Source organism: Pseudomonas sp. GW821-FHT09C09 (assembly GCF_059418105.1).
Map to the genome: position 1 here is coordinate 312,518 of NZ_JBWKPF010000008.1, position 21,020 is coordinate 333,537.

Genomic DNA, 21,020 nt, shown 5'->3' on the forward strand with positions numbered 1-21,020 from the left:
TCGGTCTCATCAGGAAAACGTTCGGTTCGGACTCAGTGCGTACGGGTGACTTTGCTCAGGTGACGCGGCTGATCCGGGTCCATGCCACGGGCCACGGCCAGGTTGGCGGCCATCACGTAGAAGCTCTGGATCGCCAGGATCGGATCGAGCGCCGGGTGTTCGGCGCGGCTCAGGGTCAGGTCGCGTTCGAGCACATCATCCGGCGCCGCCAGCAATACACGGGCACCACGCTGACGCATTTCCGCCGCCAGGCTCAGCAGGCCGGCCTGCTCGGCGCCGCGCGGGGCAAACACCAGCAAAGGGTAGTTGGCGTCGATCAGGGCCATCGGGCCGTGACGCACTTCGGCACTGCTGAAGGCTTCGGCCTGGATCGCCGAGGTTTCCTTGAATTTCAGTGCGGCTTCCTGGGCAATGGCAAAACCGGCGCCACGGCCGATCACCATCAACCGCTCGCAGTCGCGCAGGGCGTCGATGGCCGGGCTCCAGTCCTGTTGCGCGGCGTCGCGCAAGCCTTCGGGCAGGGCGTTGTGTGCCTCCAACAATTCACTGTCTTCTTTCCAGTGCGCGATCAGGCGGGCGCTGGCGCTGAGGGTGGCAATAAAGCTTTTGGTCGCGGCGACGCTGCTTTCGGTGCCGGCCAGCAGCGGCAGGCTGAATTCGCACGCGGCCTCCAGCGGCGAGTCGGTAGCGTTGACCATCGACACGCTTAAGGCGCCACGCTTGCGCAGCAGACGCAGGCTATTGACCAGGTCCGGGCTCTGGCCCGACTGGGAAAACGCGAACGCGACCTGACCGCTGACCTTCAACGGCGCTTGCTGCATGGTCACCACCGACATCGGCAGCGAGGCCACCGGAATGCCCAGTTGCTGCATGGTCAGGTAGGCGAAATAACTGGCCGCATGGTCGGAACTGCCACGGGCGACGGTCATCGCCACTTGCGGCGGCTGACGGCGCAGGCGCCCGGCGATCTCGATCATCGAAGCATCGAGCTGTTGCAGTTGGGCTTGCACGGCCTCGAACGAGGACAGCGCCTCCTCAAGCATTTTTGAAGTCAATGTCTTCTCCTTCGACCATGACGGCGGTCAGTGTGAGTGAGCGATCCAGCCGCACGCAGTCGGCCCAGGCGCCAGGTGCAAGGCGCCCGCGTTCGGTGATGCCGAGGTAGTCGGCGGGGAATTGCGAAAGACGTTGCGAGGCCTCGGCTATCGGTAGACCGATCTTCACCAGATTGCGCAAAGCCTGATCCATGGTCAGGGTGCTGCCGGCCAGCGTGCCGTCTGGCAGGCGCACCCCGCCCAGGCATTTGGTGACGGTGTGGCTGCCGAGCTTGTACTCGCCGTCGGGCATGCCGGCGGCGGCGGTCGAATCGGTGACGCAGTACAGGCACGGGATCGAGCGCAGGGCCACGCGGATCGCGCCGGGGTGCACGTGCAGCAAGTCCGGAATCAGCTCGGCGAATTTGGCGTGGGCCAGTGCCGCGCCGACGATCCCCGGTTCGCGGTGATGCAGCGGGCTCATGGCGTTGTACAAATGCGTGAAGCTGGTGGCGCCGGCTTCGAGGGCGGCGACGCCTTCCTCGTAACTGCCGAGTGTGTGGCCGATCTGCATGCGGATGCCACGGCGGCTCAGTTCACGAATCAAACCGTCGTGACCGGCGATTTCCGGGGCGATGGTGATCACCCGGATTGGCGCCAGTGCCAGATACTCTTCGACTTCGGCCATCAACGCGGTGTGGGCGAAGTTCGGCTGCGCACCGAGTTTGCCGGGATTGATGTACGGGCCTTCGAGGTGAACGCCGAGGACCCGGGCGGCGCCTTTCGGACGCTGTTCGCAGAATTCCCCGACATCCTTGAGCACGCTGGCAATCTCGGCACTCGGCGCGGTCATCGTGGTGGCCAGCAGCGAAGTGGTACCGAAACGCACGTGGGTCCGGGTGATGGTCTCGAAGGCGCTGGTGCCTTCCATGATGTCTTTGCCGCCACCGCCGTGAACGTGCAGGTCAATGAAACCCGGCAGCAGGTAAGGCAGGTCGTTGTCCGCCGGATCGCAGGGCACGCCTTCGATGGACACGACTCTGCCGTGTTCGTGGATCAGCCGGCCGCGAATCCAGCCGTCAGCGGTGAGGATGTTGTCTTCGGACATTTCGCTTCTCTCGTTTGGCCTGGCTGCCGGTCAGCGGCGAAGCTCTGCAACAAAGTCGTAGTAGTCGTTGCGGCAATAGGTGTCGGTGACTTCGATCGGCGTGTTGTCTTCCAGGTAGCCGACCCGGGTCATCAGCAGCATCGCGGTGCCGGGGGCGATGCCGACCAGCGCGGCGAACTCGTCCGAGGCGTTGATCGCCTGGATGTGCTGCAAGGCGCGCACGATCGGCTTGCCGATGCTGTCGAGGTGTTCGTAGAGGGAATCGCCCACCACTTGCGGCTTGGGCATGATCGAGGCGGGCAGGGTGCTCATCTCGATGGCCATCACCGTGTCGTCGGCCTTACGCAGGCGTTTCATGCGCGCGACCTTGTCGTTCGGCGACAGGCCGAGGCGGATCAATTCTTCGTGGGTGGGCAGGGTGATTTCACGCTCGAGCCATTGCGAGCTGGGCACGAAACCCTTGAGACGGAGCATTTCGCTGAAACCCGACAGACGCGACAGCGGTTGTTCAAGGCGCGGAGTGATGAAGGTGCCGGAACCTTGCAGGCGGCGGATCAAACCTTGATCGAGCAGGACTTCCAGGGCCTTGCGTGCAGTGACCCGGGAAATCCCCAGCATCTCGCTGAGATTGCGCTCCGACGGCATCGCCTGTTCGGCTTTCCACTGGCCGGCATGAATCGCCGCTTCCAGGTTGCGCGCCAGTTGCAGGTACAGCGGCGTCGGCTGGGAGTCGTCAGGGCGCAGGGCGTGGAGATCGTTCATGCAGGCACTTCCGGAGCTGATATTGGATTGTTGTCGCTCGCTGTTTCGGCGAAAACTAATACCACTTGAATACCATGTCAACGCGGCGGAAATGCCTCTGGTCCTTTGGAATCGGGTGTTTGAGGGCGGGTGGTTTCAAGTGGTATTAGAGGTGGGGGCTGGAACGCAAAAGATCGCAGTCTGCGGCAGTTCCGGCGGGTGAAAGTGGTATCACCGTTCAGGCGTTGCCGCAGGCTGCGATCTTTTGCATTTATTTTTTTACGGGCGACCAATGGTCAGGAGAAAGGGCCGCTTCGCGGCCCGGAGAAAGCAGGTGTCCTGGTGACAGAATCAGGGGCGGATTTCGATCATCGTGCCGTCCGGCACCAGGTTCCAGACTTCGCGCATGTCGACGTTGCGCATGGCGATGCAGCCGTCGGTCCAGTCCAGGGTGTGGAACAGGTTTTCCGGGTTCTCTGCGGAATCCGGCGTGCCGTGGATCATGATCATGCCGCCGGGCTCGACGCCTTCACGGCGGGCGCGGGCGGAGTCGCTGATGTTCGGGTAGGAGATGTGCATCGACAGGTTGAACTTGTCGCTGGTCTTGCGCCAGTCGATCCAATAGAAACCTTCGGGTGTGCGCTTGTCGCCTTCAATCAGTTTCGGACCTTTCTTCGCGCCCTTGCCCAGGGAAATGCGATAGCTCTTGAGCGGTTTGCCGTCGGCGATCAACTGCAGTTGATGAGCCGATTTGAGCACCAGTATTTTTTCGATGAGCGGGGTGTTCGAAGGCGTCACGGTGGTCACGAACGACGCTTGGGAGACGGTGACGAACGACAGGCAAAACAGGGCAAGCAACCAGCGCATTGAAACGATTCCCCAGGAGGTGATGCAGATAATTTATTTATAGATCTTATGCAGGCGCTGTCGCGGGCTGCGCACGCGGGTTATCGGCCGGCTGGCACTGAAATCAAGTGATGGCCGGTTGAGCAAGCGGCGGGATCGATTCCGAGCGCACCGGGTAAGTCTCGGCGCGGCGGTCAGCGAAGAAGCATTCTAAGGTACGGCCCACCGTGCGGAAAGCCAGCTCGTCCCATGGAATCTGCGCTTCGTCGAACAGTTGCACTTCGAGGCTCTCGGGGCCGGCGGAAAAGTCCAGGTCTGCGAGCTCGGCGCGAAAGAACACATGCACCTGACTGATGTGCGGCACGTCGATCAGGGTGTAGATGCTCAGGTTGCGCACCCGGGCGCAGGCTTCCTCGGCGGTTTCGCGGATGGCAGCCTGTTCGATGGTCTCGCCGTTCTCCATGAACCCGGCGGGCAGCGTCCAGTAACCGAGGCGTGGTTCGATGGCGCGTCGGCAGAGCAGGACTTTGCTGCCCCAGGTCGCTACACAGCCGGCCACGATATTGGGGTTCTGGTAGTGAATGGTCTGACAGCTGTCGCAGACAAATCGCAGCCGCGAGTCGCCTTCGGGAATGCGCTGGGTCACCGGGTTGCCGCACTGGCTGCAAAATTTCATGCTGGGGTTCCTGAATGCTGCGCCTATCTTGGCGTGCAGCGGTGTCAGTCGGCAAGTTGTCGTTTCGCGACATGACCCCTGTTCAGGGCTTGGGCGGTCGCATTGATTGGTGCATGATGCAGGGCAAGGCACAGATCGAGAACACTTATGCTGGACGAGCTACTGCACCGGGTAAGCAATCACACGCCGCGCACGCTGGAGACCGACACGCGTTTCCCCGAGGCCGCCGTCCTGGTGCCGATTACTCGCAGTGACGAACCCGAACTTGTCCTCACCCTGCGTGCCAGCGGGCTCTCGACCCATGGTGGCGAAGTCGCCTTCCCGGGCGGACGGCGGGATCCGGAAGACCCGGACCTGATCTTCACCGCGCTGCGCGAGGCCGAAGAGGAAATCGGCCTGCCGCCCGGCCTGGTCGAAGTGATCGGCCCGCTCAGCCCGCTGATTTCCCTGCATGGCATCAAGGTCACGCCGTATGTCGGGGTGATTCCCGATTTTGTCGAATATCAAGCCAATGATGCCGAGATCGCTGCGGTGTTCAGCGTGCCCCTGGAATTCTTCCGCAAGGACCCACGTGAACATACCCACCGCATCGACTATCAGGGTCGCAGCTGGTACGTGCCGAGCTATCGTTACGGCGAATACAAGATCTGGGGGCTGACGGCGATCATGATCGTCGAGTTGATCAACCTGCTCTATGACGCCAAAATCAGCCTGCATCGACCACCTAAAAGCTTTATCAATACCTGAAGCCATCGTTCGAATGGTCAGCCATCGTGAGCCCTGAGGAAAACAAGATGAAATATCGCCTGGGCGACGCCCGCGTCGAAACCCATCCGCAGAGCTGGGTCGCCCCCAACGCCGTGCTGGTGGGCAAGGTCAAGCTGGAAGAGGGCGCCAACGTCTGGTTCAACGCCGTGTTGCGCGGCGACAACGAACTGATCCTGATCGGCAAGAACAGCAACGTGCAGGACGGCACGGTGATGCACACCGACATGGGCTTTCCGCTGACCATCGGTACCGGCGTGACCATCGGCCACAACGCCATGCTCCACGGCTGCACGGTCGGCGACTACAGCCTGATCGGCATCAACGCCGTCATCCTTAATGGCGCGAAGATCGGCAAGAACTGCATCATCGGCGCCAATTCGCTGATCGGTGAAGGCAAGGAAATTCCGGACGGTTCGCTGGTAATGGGCTCTCCGGGCAAGGTCGTGCGCGAACTGACCGAGCCGCAGAAAAAGATGCTCGAAGCCAGTGCCGCGCACTATGTGCATAACTCCCAGCGCTATGCGCGCGATCTGGTCGAGCAGGAAGAATGACAACCCCGGAAAGACCTGTCGCTTCGCCGTGCGTGAGCATTTGCGCACTGGACGAGGATGACATTTGCACCGGTTGCCAGCGCACGGTCGAGGAAATCACCCGCTGGAGCAGGATGACCAACGACGAGCGGCGGGTGGTGCTCGGGTTGTGTCATGAGCGGGCGAAGGCCAGTGGATTGATTTGGATGATCCCTGCCAAGCGCTGATGCTTGCCTGGTGTCGGGTGTATACAATTTGCTCCCCGACTTGGCCGGACTCTTCTCCTCAAGTAACCTGTGCGCCAATCTGACAGGTCGCTCCCCATGATTTTCCTCATCGCCTACATCAGCAGCGTCGTGCTGATCAACTTCGCTTTCTCCACCGCGCCGCACCTGGACATCATCTGGTCGGCCTGGGGCGGGCTGGTGTTTGTGCTGCGCGACATGGTGCAGATCCGTTTCGGCCATGGTGCGATTTTGGCGATGCTGGCGGCGCTGGTGCTGTCCTATGTCACCTCCGATCCATCGATCGCGCTGGCCAGTGCCACGGCGTTTGCGGTGTCCGAGTGCATCGACTGGCTGGTGTTCAGCATCACCAAGCGTCCGTTGCGTGATCGTCTGTGGATCAGCTCGGCGCTGAGCATTCCCCTCGATACCTTTATCTTCTTCGGCATGATCGACCTGCTGACACCGCCGGTGATCATCACCGCCCTGGCCTCGAAGTTCGCCGGTGTCACCGCCGTTTGGCTGATCATGGCCTGGCGCGAGCGTAAACAGGCTGTCGCCGGCTGAAGCCAAACCCTCAGGTTCATGTAAAATGCCGCGCTTTCTCCCCATGGAAAGCGCGTCTGGCGTTGCTTTCCTCGATGATCCGCTTCTTTGAGGACCTGAGATGACCCGTATCGGAACTCCATTGTCGCCGACCGCGACCCGCGTATTGCTGTGTGGCTGTGGTGAGTTGGGCAAGGAAGTGGTGATCGAGCTGCAACGCCTTGGCGTTGAAGTGATCGCCGTTGACCGTTACGCCAATGCGCCGGCCATGCAGGTTGCCCATCGCAGCCACGTGATCAACATGCTCGACGGCGCCGCTTTGCGTGCGGTGATCGAAGCCGAGAAGCCGCACTTCATCGTGCCGGAAATCGAAGCCATCGCCACCGCCACCCTGGTCGAGCTGGAAGCCGAAGGCTTCACCGTGATCCCGACCGCGCGCGCCGCGCAACTGACCATGAACCGCGAAGGCATCCGTCGCCTGGCCGCCGAAGAACTGGATCTGCCGACTTCGCCTTACCACTTCGCCGACACCTTCGAGGACTACAGCAAGGCTGTTCAGGACCTGGGTTTCCCGTGCGTCGTCAAACCGGTGATGAGTTCGTCAGGCAAGGGCCAGAGCCTGCTGCGCAGCGCCGATGACGTGCAGAAGGCCTGGGACTACGCACAAGAAGGCGGTCGTGCCGGTAAAGGCCGGGTGATCATCGAAGGCTTCATCGATTTCGATTACGAAATCACCCTGCTGACCGTGCGTCATGTCGGCGGCACCACGTTCTGTGCACCGGTCGGCCACCGTCAGGAAAAGGGCGACTATCAGGAATCCTGGCAGCCACAAGCCATGAGCCCGATTGCTCTGGCTGAGTCTGAGCGCGTTGCCAAGGCCGTGACCGAGGCGTTGGGTGGCCGTGGCCTGTTTGGCGTCGAGCTGTTCATCAAGGGCGATCAGGTGTGGTTCAGCGAAGTGTCACCGCGCCCGCACGACACCGGTCTGGTGACCCTGATTTCCCAGGACCTGTCGCAGTTCGCCCTGCACGCCCGGGCAATCCTTGGTTTGCCGGTGCCGCTGATCCGTCAGTTCGGCCCATCGGCTTCGGCAGTGATTCTGGTGGAAGGCCAGTCGACCCAGACCGCATTCGCCAACCTCGGCGCTGCGCTGAGCGAGCCGGATACCGCGCTGCGTCTGTTCGGCAAGCCTGAGGTCAACGGCCAGCGCCGCATGGGTGTTGCACTGGCCCGTGACGAATCGATCGAGGCCGCTCGTGCCAAGGCGACCCGTGCCTCTCAGGCTGTCGTTGTAGAGCTGTAATCCCGCTATCTGATCGCTCCCGCCCGTGCGGGAGCGATCATTGCGCCTACGGCACTTGATTCAGGTCGTTATGGCGCGTTTCCTTCAGGCACAGCACAGCGATCAAGCTGAGCACCGCCGCCCCCGACACATACCCGCCGACGTAACTCAAACCACCCATCGCCACCAGTTTCTGCGCAAAGAACGGCGCCGCCGAGGCTCCAACGATGCCGCCGAGGTTGTAGGCCGCCGATGCACCGGTATACCGCACATGTGTCGGAAACAGTTCCGGCAGCAGCGCGCCCATCGGGGCGAACGTCACGCCCATCAGGAACAGCTCGATGCACAGGAACAGTGCCACGCCCCAGGTCGAGCCCTGAGTCAGCAACGGTTCCATCAGAAATCCGGAAAGAATCGCCAGCACACCGCCGACGATCAGCACCGGCTTACGTCCATAACGATCACTGGCCCAGGCCGACAACGGTGTCGCGGCTGCCATGAACAACACGGCGAAACAGAGCAGCCCAAGGAATGTCTCGCGGCTGTAGCCCAGCGTCGACACGCCGTAGCTCAGGGAAAACACCGTCGAGATATAGAACAGCGCGTAGCAAACCACCATGGCGGCTGCACCCAGCAGCGTCGGTGCCCAATACTGGCTGAACAGCTCGACCAGCGGCACTTTCACCCGCTCCTGATGGGCGATGGCATTGGCGAACACTGGCGTTTCGTGCAGCTTGAGACGCACGTACAGCCCGACCATCACCAGTACCGCACTGAGCAGGAACGGTATCCGCCAGCCCCAACTGCGGAACTGTTCGTCATTGAGCGTCATGGCCAGGGTCAAGAACAGGCCGTTGGCTGCCAGAAATCCGATCGAAGGACCAAGCTGCGGGAACATGCCGAACCACGCCCGCTTGCCCTTTGGCGCGTTTTCGGTCGCCAGCAGTGCCGCGCCGCCCCATTCTCCACCCAATCCCAGGCCCTGGCCGAAGCGCAGCACACACAACAGGATCGGCGCCCACGCTCCAATGCTATCGTAACCCGGCAGCACGCCGATCAGAGTGGTGCAGACACCCATCAGCAGCAGGGAAGCCACCAGTGTGGACTTGCGTCCGATCCGGTCGCCGAAATGGCCGAACAGCGCCGAACCCAGCGGGCGGGCGAGGAAAGCGATACCGAAGGTGAGGAAGGCCGAGAGCATCTGCGCGGTGCCGGAAGTCTGCGGAAAGAATACCGGCCCGATCACCAGTGCGGCGGCGGTGGCATAGACGTAGAAATCGTAGAACTCGATGGCCGTGCCGATGAAGCTCGCGGTGGCCACCCGGGTGGCAGAGTTGGCCGGTTGGGTCGGCGCGGTGTCGCTGTAAGCAGTACTGGTCGTCATGCGGTGATCCCTGACAGTCATGAGCTCCATTGGAGCGAATTATTATGGTCGACTACCCGGGGATGTGGGATAGGGCGCGAGCGCTGTTTCAGGTAGGAACAGTCGTCGGTGTGATGCGGAAAGCGGCGATGAACCGGCCGAAACCTGTCGGGTGCGGGGTAAGCACGGGGTTCGGCGGGGCTTGGGTAAGCACCGCGATTATAGGAAGGTGGCTAACGATTGAACAAGGGGCGAGCTAGCGGACGGGCGTGAGGGCCGGTGCCGAGCTGGTGTGCCAGATGAGCACTTTGCTCACGCGGTTTTCCTCGGTTTCGAGGATCTCCAGGCGATAGCGCCCGATCTTCAGGCACACCGCGCTTTCCGGAATGGTTTCCAGCGCTTCGGTCACCAGGCCATTCAGGGTTCGCGGGCCGTCGCTGGGCAGATGCCAGCCCAGGCATTTGTTCAATTCGCGGATCGAGGCGGCGCCGTCGATCACCATGCGCCCGTCGGCCTGCGGATGGATGTGCGGGTTGTCGAGGCTGTGCTCGCTTTCGAATTCGCCGACGATTTCTTCGAGAATGTCTTCCAGGGTGACAATCCCCAGCACTTCGCCGTATTCGTCCACCACCATGCCCAGGCGACGTTGCTGCTTGTGGAAGTTCAGCAGTTGCAGTTGCAGCGGCGTGCTTTCCGGGACGAAATACGGCTCGTAACTGGCGGCGAGCAGCGCTTCGCGGGTCAGGGCGTGATTGTCCAGCAAGTGGCGGATCTGCCGGGTATTGAGGACCGCCTCGACCTGGTTGATGTCGCTGTGGAAAACCGGCAGGCGCGTGCGCTTGTTGTGGCGCAACTGCTCGATGATCTCTTCGATCGGATCGTCGAGATTGATGCCGTCGACGTCACTGCGAGGAACCAGGATGTCGTTGACCGTGATGTTGTCCAGCGCGTGGATACCGGAAACCGGGTGCGTGCGTGACGGATGTTCCGGGTCGTCGTGGCGTTCCGGCGGGACGTCATCTTCGCTCTGTTGCACGACCTGCTGCTTGCGCACCAGCGGACGCAGCAGCAAACCACTGATGCTGCTCAGCAGCCATGCGAGCGGATAGATCACTTTCAGCGGCACTGCCAGCAACGTGTTGCCGAATGACAGCACGGCGTCCGGATAACGCTGGGCGAGGGTGCGCGGGAAATAGTCGGCAAACACCAGCAGGACGGCGCCTGCACCCAGGGTGGCTGCCCAGGGACCGTTTTCTTCACAAAGGAAAATCGCCAGCAGCGTGGCAAGCACCACGGCGAGGGCGCGGCACAGGGTGTTGCACAGGATCAGGCTGTCGAGCGGAAAGCTGAGTTTTGCCAGTGGCTTGTCACTGGCACGCGACGCGGTGCGTTGTGCCAGCAGATGCTGTTGCGCCACTTCGATGGCGGTAAACAGCCCCGACCAGAGAATCAGCAGGACAAATACCGCGAGCATCGGCCCTATGGGCAAACCGTCCATTTATGCCGCCCGTCAGATGTGCAGGATGTATTCACGGACCAGTTTGCTGCCGAAATACGCCAACATCAGCAGACAGAAACCGGCGAGGGTCCAGCGGATCGCTTTGTGGCCACGCCAGCCCAGGCGATTGCGGCCCCACAACAGCACGCTGAACACGATCCAGGCCAGACAGGCGAGCAGGGTCTTGTGCACCAGGTGCTGGGCAAACAGGTTTTCGACGAACAGCCAGCCGGAAATCAACGACAGCGACAGCAGCGTCCAGCCGGCCCAGAGGAAGCCGAACAGCAGGCTTTCCATGGTTTGCAGCGGCGGGAAGTTCTTGATCAGCCCGGACGGGTGCTTGTTCTTGAGCTGGTGATCCTGCACCAGCAGCAACAAGGCCTGGAACACGGCGATGGTGAACATGCCGTAGGCAAGGATCGACAGCAGGATATGCGCGAGGATGCCTGGCTCTTCGTCGATGATCTGCACGGTGCCGGTCGGCGCAAACTGCGCCAGCAACACGGTGATCGCCCCCAGCGGGAACAGCAGGACCAGCAGGTTTTCCACCGGGATCCGCGAGCAGGCCAGCAGGGTCAGGGCGATGACCGCTGCGGCAATCAGGCTCGACGCACTGAAGAAGTCCAGGCCCAGACCGATCGGCGTCAGCAGGTGAGTCAGCAGGCTGGCACTGTGGGCCAGCACGGCGAGCACGCCAAGCGTGACCAGCAGGCGCTTGTTGGCCTTGGCGCCAGTGGCCAGGCGGGTGCCCTGATAAAGGGTCGCAGCGGCATAGAGAAGGGCGGCGGCGAGGGTGGTCAGCAAACTCGGTGACAAGGGGAGCATAAATCCTGTTAGGCAAGCCCGAAAGGCGCTGAGTTTGGCATAGAACGGTCATCGCACGAAAGACCGGCAAGCTGACAGCGAGGTGTCCGCCAGACGCAGTCTTCGCTATAATCCGCGACCTGCCCACGCCGCAGGCTCGCCGAGTACATGTTGATTCCGGTCCGGGCCGCCATTATCCCGGTCTACACAGGGCCTGAAAGGATCGCGCAATGTTTGAAAACTTAACCGACCGTCTCTCGCAGACGCTGCGCCATGTCACCGGCAAGGCGAAACTGACCGAAGACAACATTAAAGACACCCTGCGTGAAGTGCGCATGGCGTTGCTCGAAGCCGACGTTGCCCTGCCGGTGGTCAAGGACTTCGTCAATTCGGTCAAGGAACGCGCTGTCGGCACCGAGGTGTCGCGCAGCCTGACGCCGGGCCAGGCGTTCGTGAAGATCGTCCAGGCCGAACTCGAAAGCCTGATGGGCGCGGCCAACGAAGACTTGAACCTGAGCGCCGTGCCGCCTGCCGTCATCCTGATGGCCGGTCTGCAGGGTGCCGGTAAAACCACTACCGCCGGCAAGCTGGCGCGCTTCCTTAAAGAGCGCAAGAAGAAGTCGGTCATGGTCGTGTCGGCGGACATCTATCGTCCTGCCGCTATCAAACAGCTGGAAACCCTGGCCAACGACATCGGCGTGACGTTCTTCCCGTCCGACCTGAGCCAGAAGCCGGTCGACATCGCCAACGCGGCTATTAAAGAAGCAAAACTGAAATTCATCGACGTGGTCATCGTCGATACCGCCGGTCGTCTGCACATCGACGAAGAGATGATGGGCGAGATCAAGGCGCTGCACGCCGCGATCAACCCGGTCGAAACCCTGTTCGTGGTCGACGCCATGACCGGTCAGGACGCCGCCAATACGGCCAAGGCCTTTGGCGATGCACTGCCGCTGACCGGTGTGATCCTGACCAAGGTCGACGGTGACGCCCGTGGCGGTGCCGCACTGTCCGTGCGTGCCATCACCGGCAAGCCGATCAAATTCATCGGTATGGGCGAGAAGACCGAAGCGCTCGACCCGTTCCACCCTGAGCGTATCGCCTCGCGGATCCTCGGCATGGGCGATGTGCTCAGCCTGATCGAACAGGCTGAAGCGACCCTCGACAAGGACAAGGCCGACAAGCTGGCCAAGAAGCTGAAGAAGGGCAAGGGCTTCGACCTCGAAGACTTCCGCGATCAGCTGCAACAGATGAAGAACATGGGCGGCCTCGGCGGCCTCATGGACAAGCTGCCGAGCATCGGTGGCGTCAACCTTTCGCAGATGGGCAATGCCCAGAGTGCGGCAGAGAAGCAGTTCAAGCAGATGGAAGCCATCATCAACTCCATGACCCCGGCCGAGCGCCGCGATCCCGAGCTGATCAGCGGTTCGCGCAAGCGTCGGATCGCCATGGGTTCCGGCACCCAGGTGCAGGACATCGGTCGCTTGATCAAGCAGCACAAGCAGATGCAGAAGATGATGAAGAAATTCTCCGCCAAGGGCGGAATGGCGAAAATGATGCGCGGCATGGGCGGAATGCTGCCCGGCGGCGGCATGCCAAAACTGTAAAAGAACTCGCCGGTCGTCGCACCGGCGCAGTCCCGCATGGATGCGGGATTCACAGCAAACCCGCATTCGGCGGGAGCTGACAGGCCGTTTTTATTGACGGCTCTACCGCAAATCAGCACGGCATGCCATAGGCGCCGGAAAAAGTCATTTGCAAAAGTCCGGATATTCCTTAGAATATGCGGCCTTTCGGGCACCCATGCCCGCTGTGCATTTAGATTTGCAGCACCGACTACAGGAACGATGTTCACATGCTAACAATCCGTCTTGCCCTTGGCGGCTCCAAAAAGCGCCCGTTTTACCACCTGACCGTAACCGACTCCCGCAACCCGCGTGACGGTTCCCACAAAGAACAGGTTGGTTTCTTCAACCCTGTTGCCCGTGGTCAGGAAGTTCGTCTGTCCGTGAACCAAGAGCGCGTAGCCTACTGGCTGAGCGTTGGTGCACAGCCTTCTGAGCGTGTTGCTCAGTTGCTGAAGGAATCGGCTAAGGCTGCGGCCTGAGCAATATGAACGCGACGCCTGCTGTTGCCGATGATTTGATCGTTATTGGCAAAATTTATTCTGTTCACGGCGTTCGCGGCGAAGTGAAGGTTTATTCCTTTACTGATCCGACTGAAAACCTGTTGCAGTACAAAGCCTGGACGCTCAAGCGCGAAGGCAATGTCAAACAGGTCGAGCTGGTCAGTGGACGCGGGAGCGACAAGTTCCTGGTCGCAAAGCTCAAGGGTCTTGATGATCGTGAAGAAGCTCGTCTTCTGGCCGGTTACGAGATCTGCGTGCCGCGCAGCCTGTTCGCTGAATTGACCGAAGGCGAGTACTACTGGTACCAGCTGGAAGGTCTGAAGGTCATCGATACGCTTGGGCAACTGCTCGGGAAAATCGATCATCTTCTGGAAACCGGCGCCAATGATGTAATGGTAGTCAAGCCTTGCGCTGGCAGCCTGGATGATCGCGAACGCCTGTTGCCCTATACGGAGCAATGCGTGTTGGCAGTCGACCTCGCAGCGGGCGAGATGAAGGTGGATTGGGACGCGGACTTCTAAGCGTGGCTAACTTGCGCGTAGAAGTGATCAGTTTGTTTCCCGAGATGTTTTCCGCCATCGGCGACTACGGCATCACCAGTCGAGCGGTCAAACAGGGGCTCTTGCAGCTGACCTGTTGGAATCCGCGGGATTACACGACGGATCGGCATCACACTGTGGACGATCGCCCGTTTGGCGGTGGTCCGGGCATGGTGATGAAGATCAAGCCCCTGGAAGATGCTCTGGTTCAGGCCAAGGCAGCAGCCGGGGAGGCGGCGAAGGTGATTTACCTGTCCCCCCAAGGCCGTCAACTGACTCAGTCGGCGGTACGCGAACTGGCGAAATCGGATGCATTGATCCTGATTGCCGGTCGCTATGAAGGCATTGACGAGCGTTTTATTGATGCTCATGTCGATGAAGAGTGGTCGATTGGGGACTATGTCCTGTCTGGCGGCGAGCTGCCGGCGATGGTCCTGATAGATGCGGTTACACGACTGCTGCCCGGAGCTTTAGGGCATGCGGACTCCGCGGAGGAAGATTCCTTCACGGATGGTTTGCTGGATTGCCCGCACTACACCCGACCGGAGGTGTATGCGGATCAGCGTGTTCCCGACGTATTGCTAAGTGGCAATCACGCACACATCCGGCGTTGGCGTTTACAGCAGTCCCTTGGTCGGACCTATGAACGACGCGCCGATCTTCTGGAAAGCCGCTCGCTTTCTGGAGAAGAGAAGAAGCTGCTCGAGGAATACATCCGCGAGCGGGACGATAGTTAACAACGTATCGATGGTAGATCCGACGATTTACCTTAGGAGCACAGCATGACCAACAAAATCATCCTTGCACTCGAAGCAGAGCAGATGACCAAAGAGATCCCAGCCTTTGCCCCGGGCGACACCATTGTCGTTCAGGTGAAAGTGAAGGAAGGCGATCGTTCCCGTCTGCAAGCGTTCGAAGGCGTTGTAATCGCCAAGCGTAACCGCGGCGTGAACAGTGCGTTCACCGTTCGTAAAATCTCCAACGGTGTTGGCGTAGAACGTACTTTCCAGACCTACTCCCCGCAGATCGACAGCATGGCTGTCAAACGTCGCGGTGACGTACGTAAAGCCAAGCTGTACTACCTGCGCGACCTGTCGGGTAAAGCAGCTCGCATCAAGGAAAAACTGGCTTAAGTCCAGCTTCCGATGCAGAAAAAAGCAGCCTACGGGCTGCTTTTTTGTTGTCCGCAATTTATCCACAGCACCATTGCTTCAGGCCGTACCCATGACATCTCGCGAGCAAGAAATCGAACGCCGTACCGAACTCTCGGTGACCCGCGTGACCAAGGCGGTCTTCCCGCCGACCACCAATCACCACAACACCCTGTTCGGCGGCACCGCGCTGGCCTGGATGGATGAAGTGTCGTTCATCACTGCCACGCGTTTCTGCCGTCTGCCGCTGGTGACGGTCTCCACCGACCGGATCGATTTCAACCATGCGATCCCGGCAGGTTCCATCGTCGAACTGGTCGGGCGGGTGATCAAGGTCGGCAACACCAGCCTCAAGGTCGAGGTGGAAGTGTTCGTTGAAAGCATGAGCTGCGACGGGCGTGAGAAAGCCATTCACGGGCAGTTCAGCTTCGTTGCCATTGATGATGACAAGCGGCCAGTGCCCGTGTTGCCGGGTTTCGCGGCCTGACCCGGCACCGAGCCGCGGCATTCGCGGGCAAGCCCGTTCCCACAGATTTTGTGTTGCCTGCTGGTGTTGTGCTCGACACGAACCCTGTGGGAGCGGGCTTGCCCGCGATTGGATTTATGCGCCGCCGCTAATCTCAGGCTGAATCAACGCCAGCAACGTCCACCCCGGCCCCGGTTTCAGCACGGTCTCCGGCGTCACCACATGCACCCAGCCACTGTCATCGCGCATGAACAGCAGAGTCGCGCGGTTGCCATGCAGCGCCCGGTAATCGTCCCAGCCAAACCCGTCCGTCAGCGTCGTGCTGTACAGATCGGCGCCCTGGCCCAACTGGCTGGCCAGCCTGGCATAAGTCAGCGCCTCGCTCCCCAGTTGATTGCCGCGATGTTCCAGGCTGGCGCGGTGCTTGTCGCTGCGCCGGCTTTCATGACCACTGGCCAGTCCGAACAGGCGCTGATGGCCAAAGTCATGTCGAAAGCGCATGGCTGCCAGCGTATTGAGTTCACCGGACGGTGACAGCGCCAGCAAATGTCCCAGCCCCACCAGGTCCAGGTGCGCATCGGCATGCTGCGAGGCCGGATTACCGAAGTAGGTCGGCAAACCATCCATGCGCGCCGCCCGAATGTTTTCCCAGCTTGAATCGGTGAGCAACACCCGGCTGCCCAGTTGTTGCAGCGACTTGCCGAGCAGGCGCGCCGGGCCGTTTGCACCAACGATCAGGAAGCCGCTGGGTGCCGGTTCCGCCACCTTCAACAGGCGCGCCAGTGGTCGGGCAGTCGCACTTTGCAGCACGACGGTGCCGATGATCACGGCGAAGGTCAGCGGCACCAGCAACAGCGCGCCTTCATGGCCTGCTTCATCCAGGCGAATCGCAAAGATCGCCGAGACTGCTGCCGCGACGATTCCGCGCGGGGCGATCCAGCACAACAATGCACGCTCACGCCAACTCAGGCTCGAACCCGCGGTACTCAAGACTACGTTCAGCGGTCGGGCGATCAGCTGGATCACCAGCAACAGAATCAGCACCAGCGGCCCGAGACCGATCAGCGCGTTCAGGTCCAGCCGCGCCGCCAGCAGAATGAACAACCCGGAAATCAGCAGCACGCTGAGGTTTTCCTTGAAGTGCAGAATGTGCCGCACATCCACGCCCTTCATGTTCGCCAGCCACATGCCCATCAGCGTCACCGCCAGCAGCCCGGACTCGTGCATGGTCTGGTTGGCGGTGATGAATATCCCCAGCACTGCGGCAAGCGATGCCAGATTGTGCAAATACTCCGGCAGCCATTGACGCCGAATGATCGTGCCGAGCAGCCAGCCACCGGCGATGCCGAACGCGCTGCCACAGACAATCACCCCGCCGAACGTGAGCAGGCTCTGTTCCAGGCCATGGCCTTCGGTCCGGGCAATGATGAAGCTGTAGACCACCACCGCGAGCAGCGCACCGATCGGGTCGATCACAATCCCTTCCCAGCGCAGGATGTTGGCGATCGAAGCCTTCGGTCGTACCACGCGCAGCATCGGCACGATCACGGTCGGGCCGGTCACCAGGGTCAGGCTGCCGAACAGGATGGCGAGCAGCCAGTCGAAGCCCAGCAGCCAGTGAGTCGCCACCGCAATCACTGTCCAGGTCGATAGCGCGCCGAGGGTCACCAGCCGATGCACGACGCTGCCGATCTCGCGCCACTCCGACAGATGCAGGGTCAGGCTGCCCTCGAACAGGATCAGCGCCACTGCCAGTGACACCAGCGGCATCAGCAGCGGACCGAACATTTCCTGCGGGTCGAGCCAGCCCAACACGGGGCCGGCGAGAATGCCGGTCAACAGCAGAAACAGAATCGCCGGCAACTTCAGCCGCCACGCCAGCCATTGACAGCCCAGAGCGGCAGCACCGATACCGCCGAAGGCCAAGAGAATTTGCTGCTCGTTCATTGAAGCTCCCTGTTCCTTGAAATAGCGGGCTATGAAAGACTAGCGAGCCTTTCAACCGTTCACTGTTTATTTGCGCGTCGTGCTTTTGCCGGCGCGGCCAGAGTGCCCATGCCTGCGATCGACCACCCGCTGATTGACCAATTCCTCGATGCCCTGTGGCTGGAGAAAGGCCTGTCCGACAACACTCGCGATGCCTACCGCAGCGATCTCGCGCTATTCAATGGCTGGCTGCAGGAGAAAAATCTCGAACTGATCAATGCCGGGCGCGAGTTGATCCTCGATCATCTGGCCTGGCGTCTGGAGCAGAACTACAAACCCCGTTCCACCGCGAGATTTCTCTCAGGCGTGCGTGGCTTTTATCGCTATTTGCTGCGGGAAAAACTGATCCCGGTCGATCCGACCTTGCGTGTCGACATGCCGCAACTGGGCCGGCCGTTGCCCAAATCCCTGTCGGAAGCCGACGTGGAAGCGCTGCTGAAGGCGCCAGATTTGAGCGAAGCCATCGGCCAGCGCGACCGTGCCATGCTCGAAGTCCTTTACGCCTGCGGTCTGCGGGTGACCGAGCTGATCAGTCTGACCCTGGAACAGGTCAACCTGCGGCAGGGCGTGTTGCGGGTGATGGGCAAGGGCAGCAAGGAGCGGTTGGTGCCGATGGGCGAGGAAGCGATTGTCTGGGTCGAGCGCTACCTGCGCGACGGTCGCGGCGAGTTGCTGGGTGGGCGCCCGAGTGATGTGCTGTTTCCAAGCCAGCGCGGCGAGCAGATGACTCGCCAGACCTTCTGGCACCGCATCAAGCATCAGGCCAAGGTTGCAGGGATCGGCAAATCGCTGTCGCCGCACACACTGCGTCACGCCTTCGCGACTCACTTGCTCAACCATGGCGCCGACTTGCGCGTGGTGCAGATGCTGTTGGGCCACAGCGACCTGTCGACCACGCAGATCTACACGCACGTCGCCCGTGCACGGTTGCAGGATCTGCATGCCAAGCATCACCCTCGCGGCTGAGCGTTCTGCCTTGCGACAGGCGCATTCGGCCACGGGAGCCTTATGTGGTAGGCTTTGCCGGTTTGCACGATGGACGGTTATGACCCGGTGTTCCGGCACGGGCGTTCTGATCGTTCCATTTGTCCGCCTTCAGGAGTTCACATGCGTCTGACCCAGATTTTCGCCGCCGCAGCTATTGCGTTGGTCAGCACCTTTGCCGTCGCCGATGATGCGGCCGACAAAGCCATCCGCCAGAGCCTGGAAAACCTCCAGCTCGACGTTCCGGTGGACACCATCACCGCCAGCCCGCTGCCGGGCCTGTACGAAGTCAAGCTCAAGGGCAGCCGCGTGCTCTACGCCAGCGCCGACGGCCAGTACATCGTTCAGGGCTACATGTTCCAGCTCAAGGACGGCAAACCGGTCAACCTGACCGAGAAGACCGAACGCCTGGGCATTTCCAAACTGATCAACGGGATTCCGGTCGCCGAGACCGTGGTTTACCCGGCCGTGGGCGAGACCAAGTCGCACATTACCGTGTTCACCGACACCACTTGCCCGTACTGCCACAAGCTGCACGCCGAAGTGCCTGAGCTGAACAAGCGCGGCATCGAAGTGCGTTACGTGGCGTTCCCGCGTCAGGGCCTGGGCTCGCCGGGTGACGAGCAACTGCAAGCCGTGTGGTGCTCGAAAGACAAGAAAGCCGCCATGGACAAAATGGTCGATGGCAAGGAAATCAAGGCCGCCAAGTGCGAGAACCCGGTTTCCAAACAGTTCGCCCTTGGTCAGTCGATCGGCGTGAACGGCACGCCGGCCATCGTTTTGGCTGACGGACAAGTCATTCCGGGCTACCAGCCTGCGCCACAAGTCGCCAAACTGGCGCTGGGCGCGAAGTAATTCGCATCGTCACGTCAAGGCGTGACGAGCGTGGCCCGGCGGCAACACGGCCGGGCCATCAATAGAGAGCCGCGATTGCGCGGTTGTTTTCACGGCCGGCCTCGCGTCGGCCGTTTTATGGGGAGTTCACAGTGAAACCGGTCAAAGTAGGCATCTGTGGGTTAGGGACCGTCGGTGGCGGTACCTTCAACGTACTTCAGCGCAACGCCGAGGAAATCGCTCGTCGTGCCGGGCGTGGAATCGAAGTGGCACAAATTGCCATGCGCACGCCAAAGCCTCAGTTCCAGACGACCGGTATTGCGATTACCAACGATGTCTTCGAAGTGGCCACGAACCCTGAGATCGACATCGTCATAGAGCTGATGGGCGGCTACACCGTTGCCCGCGAGCTGGTACTCAAGGCCATCGAGAATGGCAAGCATGTGGTCACCGCGAACAAGGCTTTGATTGCCGTTCACGGTAATGAAATTTTCGCCAAGGCTCGCGAGAAAGGCGTGATCGTGGCGTTCGAAGCGGCGGTAGCCGGCGGCATTCCGGTGATCAAGGCGATCCGTGAAGGCCTGTCTGCCAACCGCATCAACTGGGTTGCTGGCATCATCAACGGCACCGGCAACTTCATCCTCACCGAAATGCGCGAGAAGGGTCGCACCTTCGAAGACGTGCTGGCCGAAGCGCAAGCGCTGGGCTACGCCGAAGCCGATCCGACGTTCGACGTCGAAGGCATCGACGCAGCGCACAAGCTGACAATCCTGGCGTCCATCGCGTTCGGTGTTCCGCTGCAGTTCGACAAGGCCTACACCGAAGGCATCACCAAGCTGACCACCGCCGACGTGAACTACGCCGAAGCGCTGGGCTACCGCATCAAGCACCTGGGCGTGGCTCGCAGCACCGCCGCCGGTATCGAGCTGCGCGTACACCCGACGCTGATCCCGGCCGATCGTCTGATCGCCAACGTCAACGGTGTGATGAACGCGGTGATGGTCAACGGTGACGCTGCCGGTTCGACTCTGTTCTACGGCGCCGGCGCCGGCATGGAGCCGACCGCATCGTCGGTGATCGCCGACCTGGTGGACGTGGTTCGCGCCATGACCTCCGACCCGGAAAACCGCGTGCCGCACCTGGCCTTCCAGCCGGACTCGCTGTCGGCCCATCCGATCCTGCCGATCGAAGCCTGCGAAAGCGCCTACTACCTGCGCATCCAGGCCAAGGACCACCCGGGCGTACTCGCTCAGGTGGCGAGCATCCTCTCGGAACGCGGCATCAACATCGAGTCGATCATGCAGAAGGAAGTCGAGGAACACGACGGCCTGGTGCCGATGATCCTGCTGACCCACCGCGTGCTGGAACAGCACATCAACGATGCGATCGCCGCCCTCGAAGCCCTGGCGGGCGTGGTCGGTCCGGTCGTGCGGATCCGCGTCGAGCACTTGAACTAAGCCGATCTCCTTCACAGGGCCCGCCTGCGGGCCCTGTGTTGCGAACACTGTCCAT

Annotated in this window: 23 protein-coding genes; 14 read left to right on the forward strand and 9 right to left on the reverse strand. The window is 61.1% G+C overall.

Annotated features, from left to right (window positions below):
• Positions 1-32: 32 nt before the first annotated feature.
• The 5 genes from AC07NR_RS24390 to AC07NR_RS24410 form a co-directional block, all read right to left on the reverse strand.
• The gene (locus AC07NR_RS24390) at positions 33-1,055 is read right to left on the reverse strand and encodes an SIS domain-containing protein (protein WP_495079646.1); all 1,023 of its coding nucleotides are present in this window, start codon (positions 1,053-1,055) and stop codon (positions 33-35) included.
• Positions 1,036-2,142 carry an N-acetylglucosamine-6-phosphate deacetylase gene (gene nagA / locus AC07NR_RS24395; protein ID WP_119429035.1) on the reverse strand — a complete coding sequence of 369 codons (1,107 nt, stop codon included), beginning with the start codon at positions 2,140-2,142 and terminating at the stop codon, positions 1,036-1,038. Before nagA ends, AC07NR_RS24390 begins: the two co-directional genes overlap by 20 nt.
• A gap of 30 nt (positions 2,143-2,172) precedes the next feature.
• Positions 2,173-2,904 (reverse strand): GntR family transcriptional regulator, encoded by a 732-nt coding sequence (locus AC07NR_RS24400; RefSeq protein ID WP_007954613.1) that lies wholly within the window; start codon positions 2,902-2,904, stop codon positions 2,173-2,175.
• A gap of 330 nt (positions 2,905-3,234) precedes the next feature.
• On the reverse strand, positions 3,235-3,750 hold the full coding sequence (locus tag AC07NR_RS24405) for a L,D-transpeptidase family protein (RefSeq protein ID WP_085711656.1): 516 nt from the start codon (positions 3,748-3,750) through the stop codon (positions 3,235-3,237).
• A 103-nt stretch (positions 3,751-3,853) separates the two neighbouring features.
• Positions 3,854-4,405 carry an NUDIX hydrolase gene (locus AC07NR_RS24410; RefSeq protein WP_096819233.1) on the reverse strand — a complete coding sequence of 184 codons (552 nt, stop codon included), beginning with the start codon at positions 4,403-4,405 and terminating at the stop codon, positions 3,854-3,856.
• A 147-nt stretch (positions 4,406-4,552) separates the two neighbouring features.
• Here AC07NR_RS24410 and AC07NR_RS24415 point away from each other — a divergent pair, with 147 nt between their 5' ends.
• From AC07NR_RS24415 to purT, 5 genes are all read left to right on the forward strand, one after another.
• On the forward strand, positions 4,553-5,152 hold the full coding sequence (locus tag AC07NR_RS24415) for a CoA pyrophosphatase (RefSeq protein WP_085711654.1): 600 nt from the start codon (positions 4,553-4,555) through the stop codon (positions 5,150-5,152).
• A gap of 47 nt (positions 5,153-5,199) precedes the next feature.
• The gene (locus AC07NR_RS24420; protein ID WP_034154816.1) at positions 5,200-5,724 is read left to right on the forward strand and encodes a gamma carbonic anhydrase family protein; all 525 of its coding nucleotides are present in this window, start codon (positions 5,200-5,202) and stop codon (positions 5,722-5,724) included.
• Entirely contained in the window at positions 5,721-5,930 is a 210-nt protein-coding gene (locus AC07NR_RS24425; RefSeq protein ID WP_114881512.1) for a DUF1289 domain-containing protein, read from the forward strand. Before AC07NR_RS24420 ends, AC07NR_RS24425 begins: the two co-directional genes overlap by 4 nt.
• A 96-nt stretch (positions 5,931-6,026) precedes the next feature.
• Positions 6,027-6,494 carry a preQ0 transporter gene (locus tag AC07NR_RS24430; RefSeq protein ID WP_495079647.1) on the forward strand — a complete coding sequence of 156 codons (468 nt, stop codon included), beginning with the start codon at positions 6,027-6,029 and terminating at the stop codon, positions 6,492-6,494.
• 100 nt (positions 6,495-6,594) lie between these two features.
• Positions 6,595-7,776 (forward strand): formate-dependent phosphoribosylglycinamide formyltransferase, encoded by a 1,182-nt coding sequence (gene purT / locus AC07NR_RS24435; RefSeq protein WP_085697261.1) that lies wholly within the window; start codon positions 6,595-6,597, stop codon positions 7,774-7,776.
• Between the two features lie 46 nt (positions 7,777-7,822).
• On the opposite strand, the gene AC07NR_RS24440 is transcribed toward purT, so the two are convergent.
• From AC07NR_RS24440 to AC07NR_RS24450, 3 genes are all read right to left on the reverse strand, one after another.
• Complete coding sequence (locus AC07NR_RS24440) at positions 7,823-9,139, reverse strand: MFS transporter (RefSeq protein WP_495079648.1); 1,317 nt, start codon at positions 9,137-9,139, stop codon at positions 7,823-7,825.
• A gap of 235 nt (positions 9,140-9,374) precedes the next feature.
• The gene (locus AC07NR_RS24445) at positions 9,375-10,616 is read right to left on the reverse strand and encodes a transporter associated domain-containing protein (protein ID WP_495079649.1); all 1,242 of its coding nucleotides are present in this window, start codon (positions 10,614-10,616) and stop codon (positions 9,375-9,377) included.
• A gap of 12 nt (positions 10,617-10,628) precedes the next feature.
• Positions 10,629-11,441 carry a cytochrome C assembly family protein gene (locus AC07NR_RS24450; RefSeq protein ID WP_085711648.1) on the reverse strand — a complete coding sequence of 271 codons (813 nt, stop codon included), beginning with the start codon at positions 11,439-11,441 and terminating at the stop codon, positions 10,629-10,631.
• A gap of 209 nt (positions 11,442-11,650) precedes the next feature.
• Between AC07NR_RS24450 and ffh the strand changes: the two genes are divergently transcribed.
• The 6 genes from ffh (at position 11,651) to AC07NR_RS24480 (ending at position 15,725) form a co-directional block, all read left to right on the forward strand.
• Positions 11,651-13,027, forward strand: coding sequence for a signal recognition particle protein (ffh, locus tag AC07NR_RS24455; RefSeq protein WP_085711647.1), 1,377 nt, complete (start codon positions 11,651-11,653; stop codon positions 13,025-13,027).
• A gap of 248 nt (positions 13,028-13,275) precedes the next feature.
• Entirely contained in the window at positions 13,276-13,527 is a 252-nt protein-coding gene (gene rpsP / locus AC07NR_RS24460) for a 30S ribosomal protein S16 (protein ID WP_003198088.1), read from the forward strand.
• A 5-nt stretch (positions 13,528-13,532) separates the two neighbouring features.
• Positions 13,533-14,069 carry a ribosome maturation factor RimM gene (gene rimM / locus AC07NR_RS24465; RefSeq protein WP_495079650.1) on the forward strand — a complete coding sequence of 179 codons (537 nt, stop codon included), beginning with the start codon at positions 13,533-13,535 and terminating at the stop codon, positions 14,067-14,069.
• Positions 14,070-14,071: 2 nt separating this feature from the next.
• Positions 14,072-14,824 (forward strand): tRNA (guanosine(37)-N1)-methyltransferase TrmD, encoded by a 753-nt coding sequence (trmD, locus tag AC07NR_RS24470; RefSeq protein ID WP_085711645.1) that lies wholly within the window; start codon positions 14,072-14,074, stop codon positions 14,822-14,824.
• 45 nt (positions 14,825-14,869) lie between these two features.
• Complete coding sequence (rplS, locus tag AC07NR_RS24475; protein ID WP_009047143.1) at positions 14,870-15,220, forward strand: 50S ribosomal protein L19; 351 nt, start codon at positions 14,870-14,872, stop codon at positions 15,218-15,220.
• 91 nt (positions 15,221-15,311) lie between these two features.
• Positions 15,312-15,725 (forward strand): acyl-CoA thioesterase, encoded by a 414-nt coding sequence (locus tag AC07NR_RS24480; protein ID WP_114881518.1) that lies wholly within the window; start codon positions 15,312-15,314, stop codon positions 15,723-15,725.
• A 114-nt stretch (positions 15,726-15,839) separates the two neighbouring features.
• Here AC07NR_RS24480 and AC07NR_RS24485 read toward each other — a convergent pair whose 3' ends face one another.
• The gene (locus AC07NR_RS24485; protein ID WP_495079651.1) at positions 15,840-17,651 is read right to left on the reverse strand and encodes a cation:proton antiporter; all 1,812 of its coding nucleotides are present in this window, start codon (positions 17,649-17,651) and stop codon (positions 15,840-15,842) included.
• Positions 17,652-17,759: 108 nt separating this feature from the next.
• Between AC07NR_RS24485 and xerD the strand changes: the two genes are divergently transcribed.
• The 3 genes from xerD (at position 17,760) to AC07NR_RS24500 (ending at position 20,965) form a co-directional block, all read left to right on the forward strand.
• The gene (xerD, locus tag AC07NR_RS24490; protein ID WP_438300789.1) at positions 17,760-18,656 is read left to right on the forward strand and encodes a site-specific tyrosine recombinase XerD; all 897 of its coding nucleotides are present in this window, start codon (positions 17,760-17,762) and stop codon (positions 18,654-18,656) included.
• A 141-nt stretch (positions 18,657-18,797) separates the two neighbouring features.
• Positions 18,798-19,529: a bifunctional protein-disulfide isomerase/oxidoreductase DsbC gene (gene dsbC, locus AC07NR_RS24495; RefSeq protein ID WP_085711641.1), complete on the forward strand. Its 732-nt coding sequence runs from the start codon at positions 18,798-18,800 to the stop codon at positions 19,527-19,529.
• 131 nt (positions 19,530-19,660) lie between these two features.
• Positions 19,661-20,965, forward strand: a complete 1,305-nt coding sequence (locus AC07NR_RS24500) for a homoserine dehydrogenase (RefSeq protein WP_011332618.1) — start codon at positions 19,661-19,663, stop codon at positions 20,963-20,965.
• Positions 20,966-21,020 lie beyond the last annotated feature (55 nt).

What these genes read in the sequence shown, in the direction of transcription:
- nagA (WP_119429035.1), bottom strand. Translation starts at nt 2,142, where the DNA reads ATGTCCGAAGACAACATCCTCACCGCTGACGGCTGGATTCGCGGCCGG.
- AC07NR_RS24400 (WP_007954613.1), bottom strand. Translation starts at nt 2,904, where the DNA reads ATGAACGATCTCCACGCCCTGCGCCCTGACGACTCCCAGCCGACGCCG.
- AC07NR_RS24405 (WP_085711656.1), bottom strand. Translation starts at nt 3,750, where the DNA reads ATGCGCTGGTTGCTTGCCCTGTTTTGCCTGTCGTTCGTCACCGTCTCC.
- AC07NR_RS24410 (WP_096819233.1), bottom strand. Translation starts at nt 4,405, where the DNA reads ATGAAATTTTGCAGCCAGTGCGGCAACCCGGTGACCCAGCGCATTCCC.
- AC07NR_RS24415 (WP_085711654.1), top strand. Translation starts at nt 4,553, where the DNA reads ATGCTGGACGAGCTACTGCACCGGGTAAGCAATCACACGCCGCGCACG.
- AC07NR_RS24420 (WP_034154816.1), top strand. Translation starts at nt 5,200, where the DNA reads ATGAAATATCGCCTGGGCGACGCCCGCGTCGAAACCCATCCGCAGAGC.
- AC07NR_RS24425 (WP_114881512.1), top strand. Translation starts at nt 5,721, where the DNA reads ATGACAACCCCGGAAAGACCTGTCGCTTCGCCGTGCGTGAGCATTTGC.
- AC07NR_RS24430 (WP_495079647.1), top strand. Translation starts at nt 6,027, where the DNA reads ATGATTTTCCTCATCGCCTACATCAGCAGCGTCGTGCTGATCAACTTC.
- purT (WP_085697261.1), top strand. Translation starts at nt 6,595, where the DNA reads ATGACCCGTATCGGAACTCCATTGTCGCCGACCGCGACCCGCGTATTG.
- AC07NR_RS24440 (WP_495079648.1), bottom strand. Translation starts at nt 9,139, where the DNA reads ATGACGACCAGTACTGCTTACAGCGACACCGCGCCGACCCAACCGGCC.
- AC07NR_RS24445 (WP_495079649.1), bottom strand. Translation starts at nt 10,616, where the DNA reads ATGGACGGTTTGCCCATAGGGCCGATGCTCGCGGTATTTGTCCTGCTG.
- AC07NR_RS24450 (WP_085711648.1), bottom strand. Translation starts at nt 11,441, where the DNA reads ATGCTCCCCTTGTCACCGAGTTTGCTGACCACCCTCGCCGCCGCCCTT.
- ffh (WP_085711647.1), top strand. Translation starts at nt 11,651, where the DNA reads ATGTTTGAAAACTTAACCGACCGTCTCTCGCAGACGCTGCGCCATGTC.
- rpsP (WP_003198088.1), top strand. Translation starts at nt 13,276, where the DNA reads ATGCTAACAATCCGTCTTGCCCTTGGCGGCTCCAAAAAGCGCCCGTTT.
- rimM (WP_495079650.1), top strand. Translation starts at nt 13,533, where the DNA reads ATGAACGCGACGCCTGCTGTTGCCGATGATTTGATCGTTATTGGCAAA.
- rplS (WP_009047143.1), top strand. Translation starts at nt 14,870, where the DNA reads ATGACCAACAAAATCATCCTTGCACTCGAAGCAGAGCAGATGACCAAA.
- AC07NR_RS24480 (WP_114881518.1), top strand. Translation starts at nt 15,312, where the DNA reads ATGACATCTCGCGAGCAAGAAATCGAACGCCGTACCGAACTCTCGGTG.
- AC07NR_RS24485 (WP_495079651.1), bottom strand. Translation starts at nt 17,651, where the DNA reads ATGAACGAGCAGCAAATTCTCTTGGCCTTCGGCGGTATCGGTGCTGCC.
- xerD (WP_438300789.1), top strand. Translation starts at nt 17,760, where the DNA reads ATGCCTGCGATCGACCACCCGCTGATTGACCAATTCCTCGATGCCCTG.
- dsbC (WP_085711641.1), top strand. Translation starts at nt 18,798, where the DNA reads ATGCGTCTGACCCAGATTTTCGCCGCCGCAGCTATTGCGTTGGTCAGC.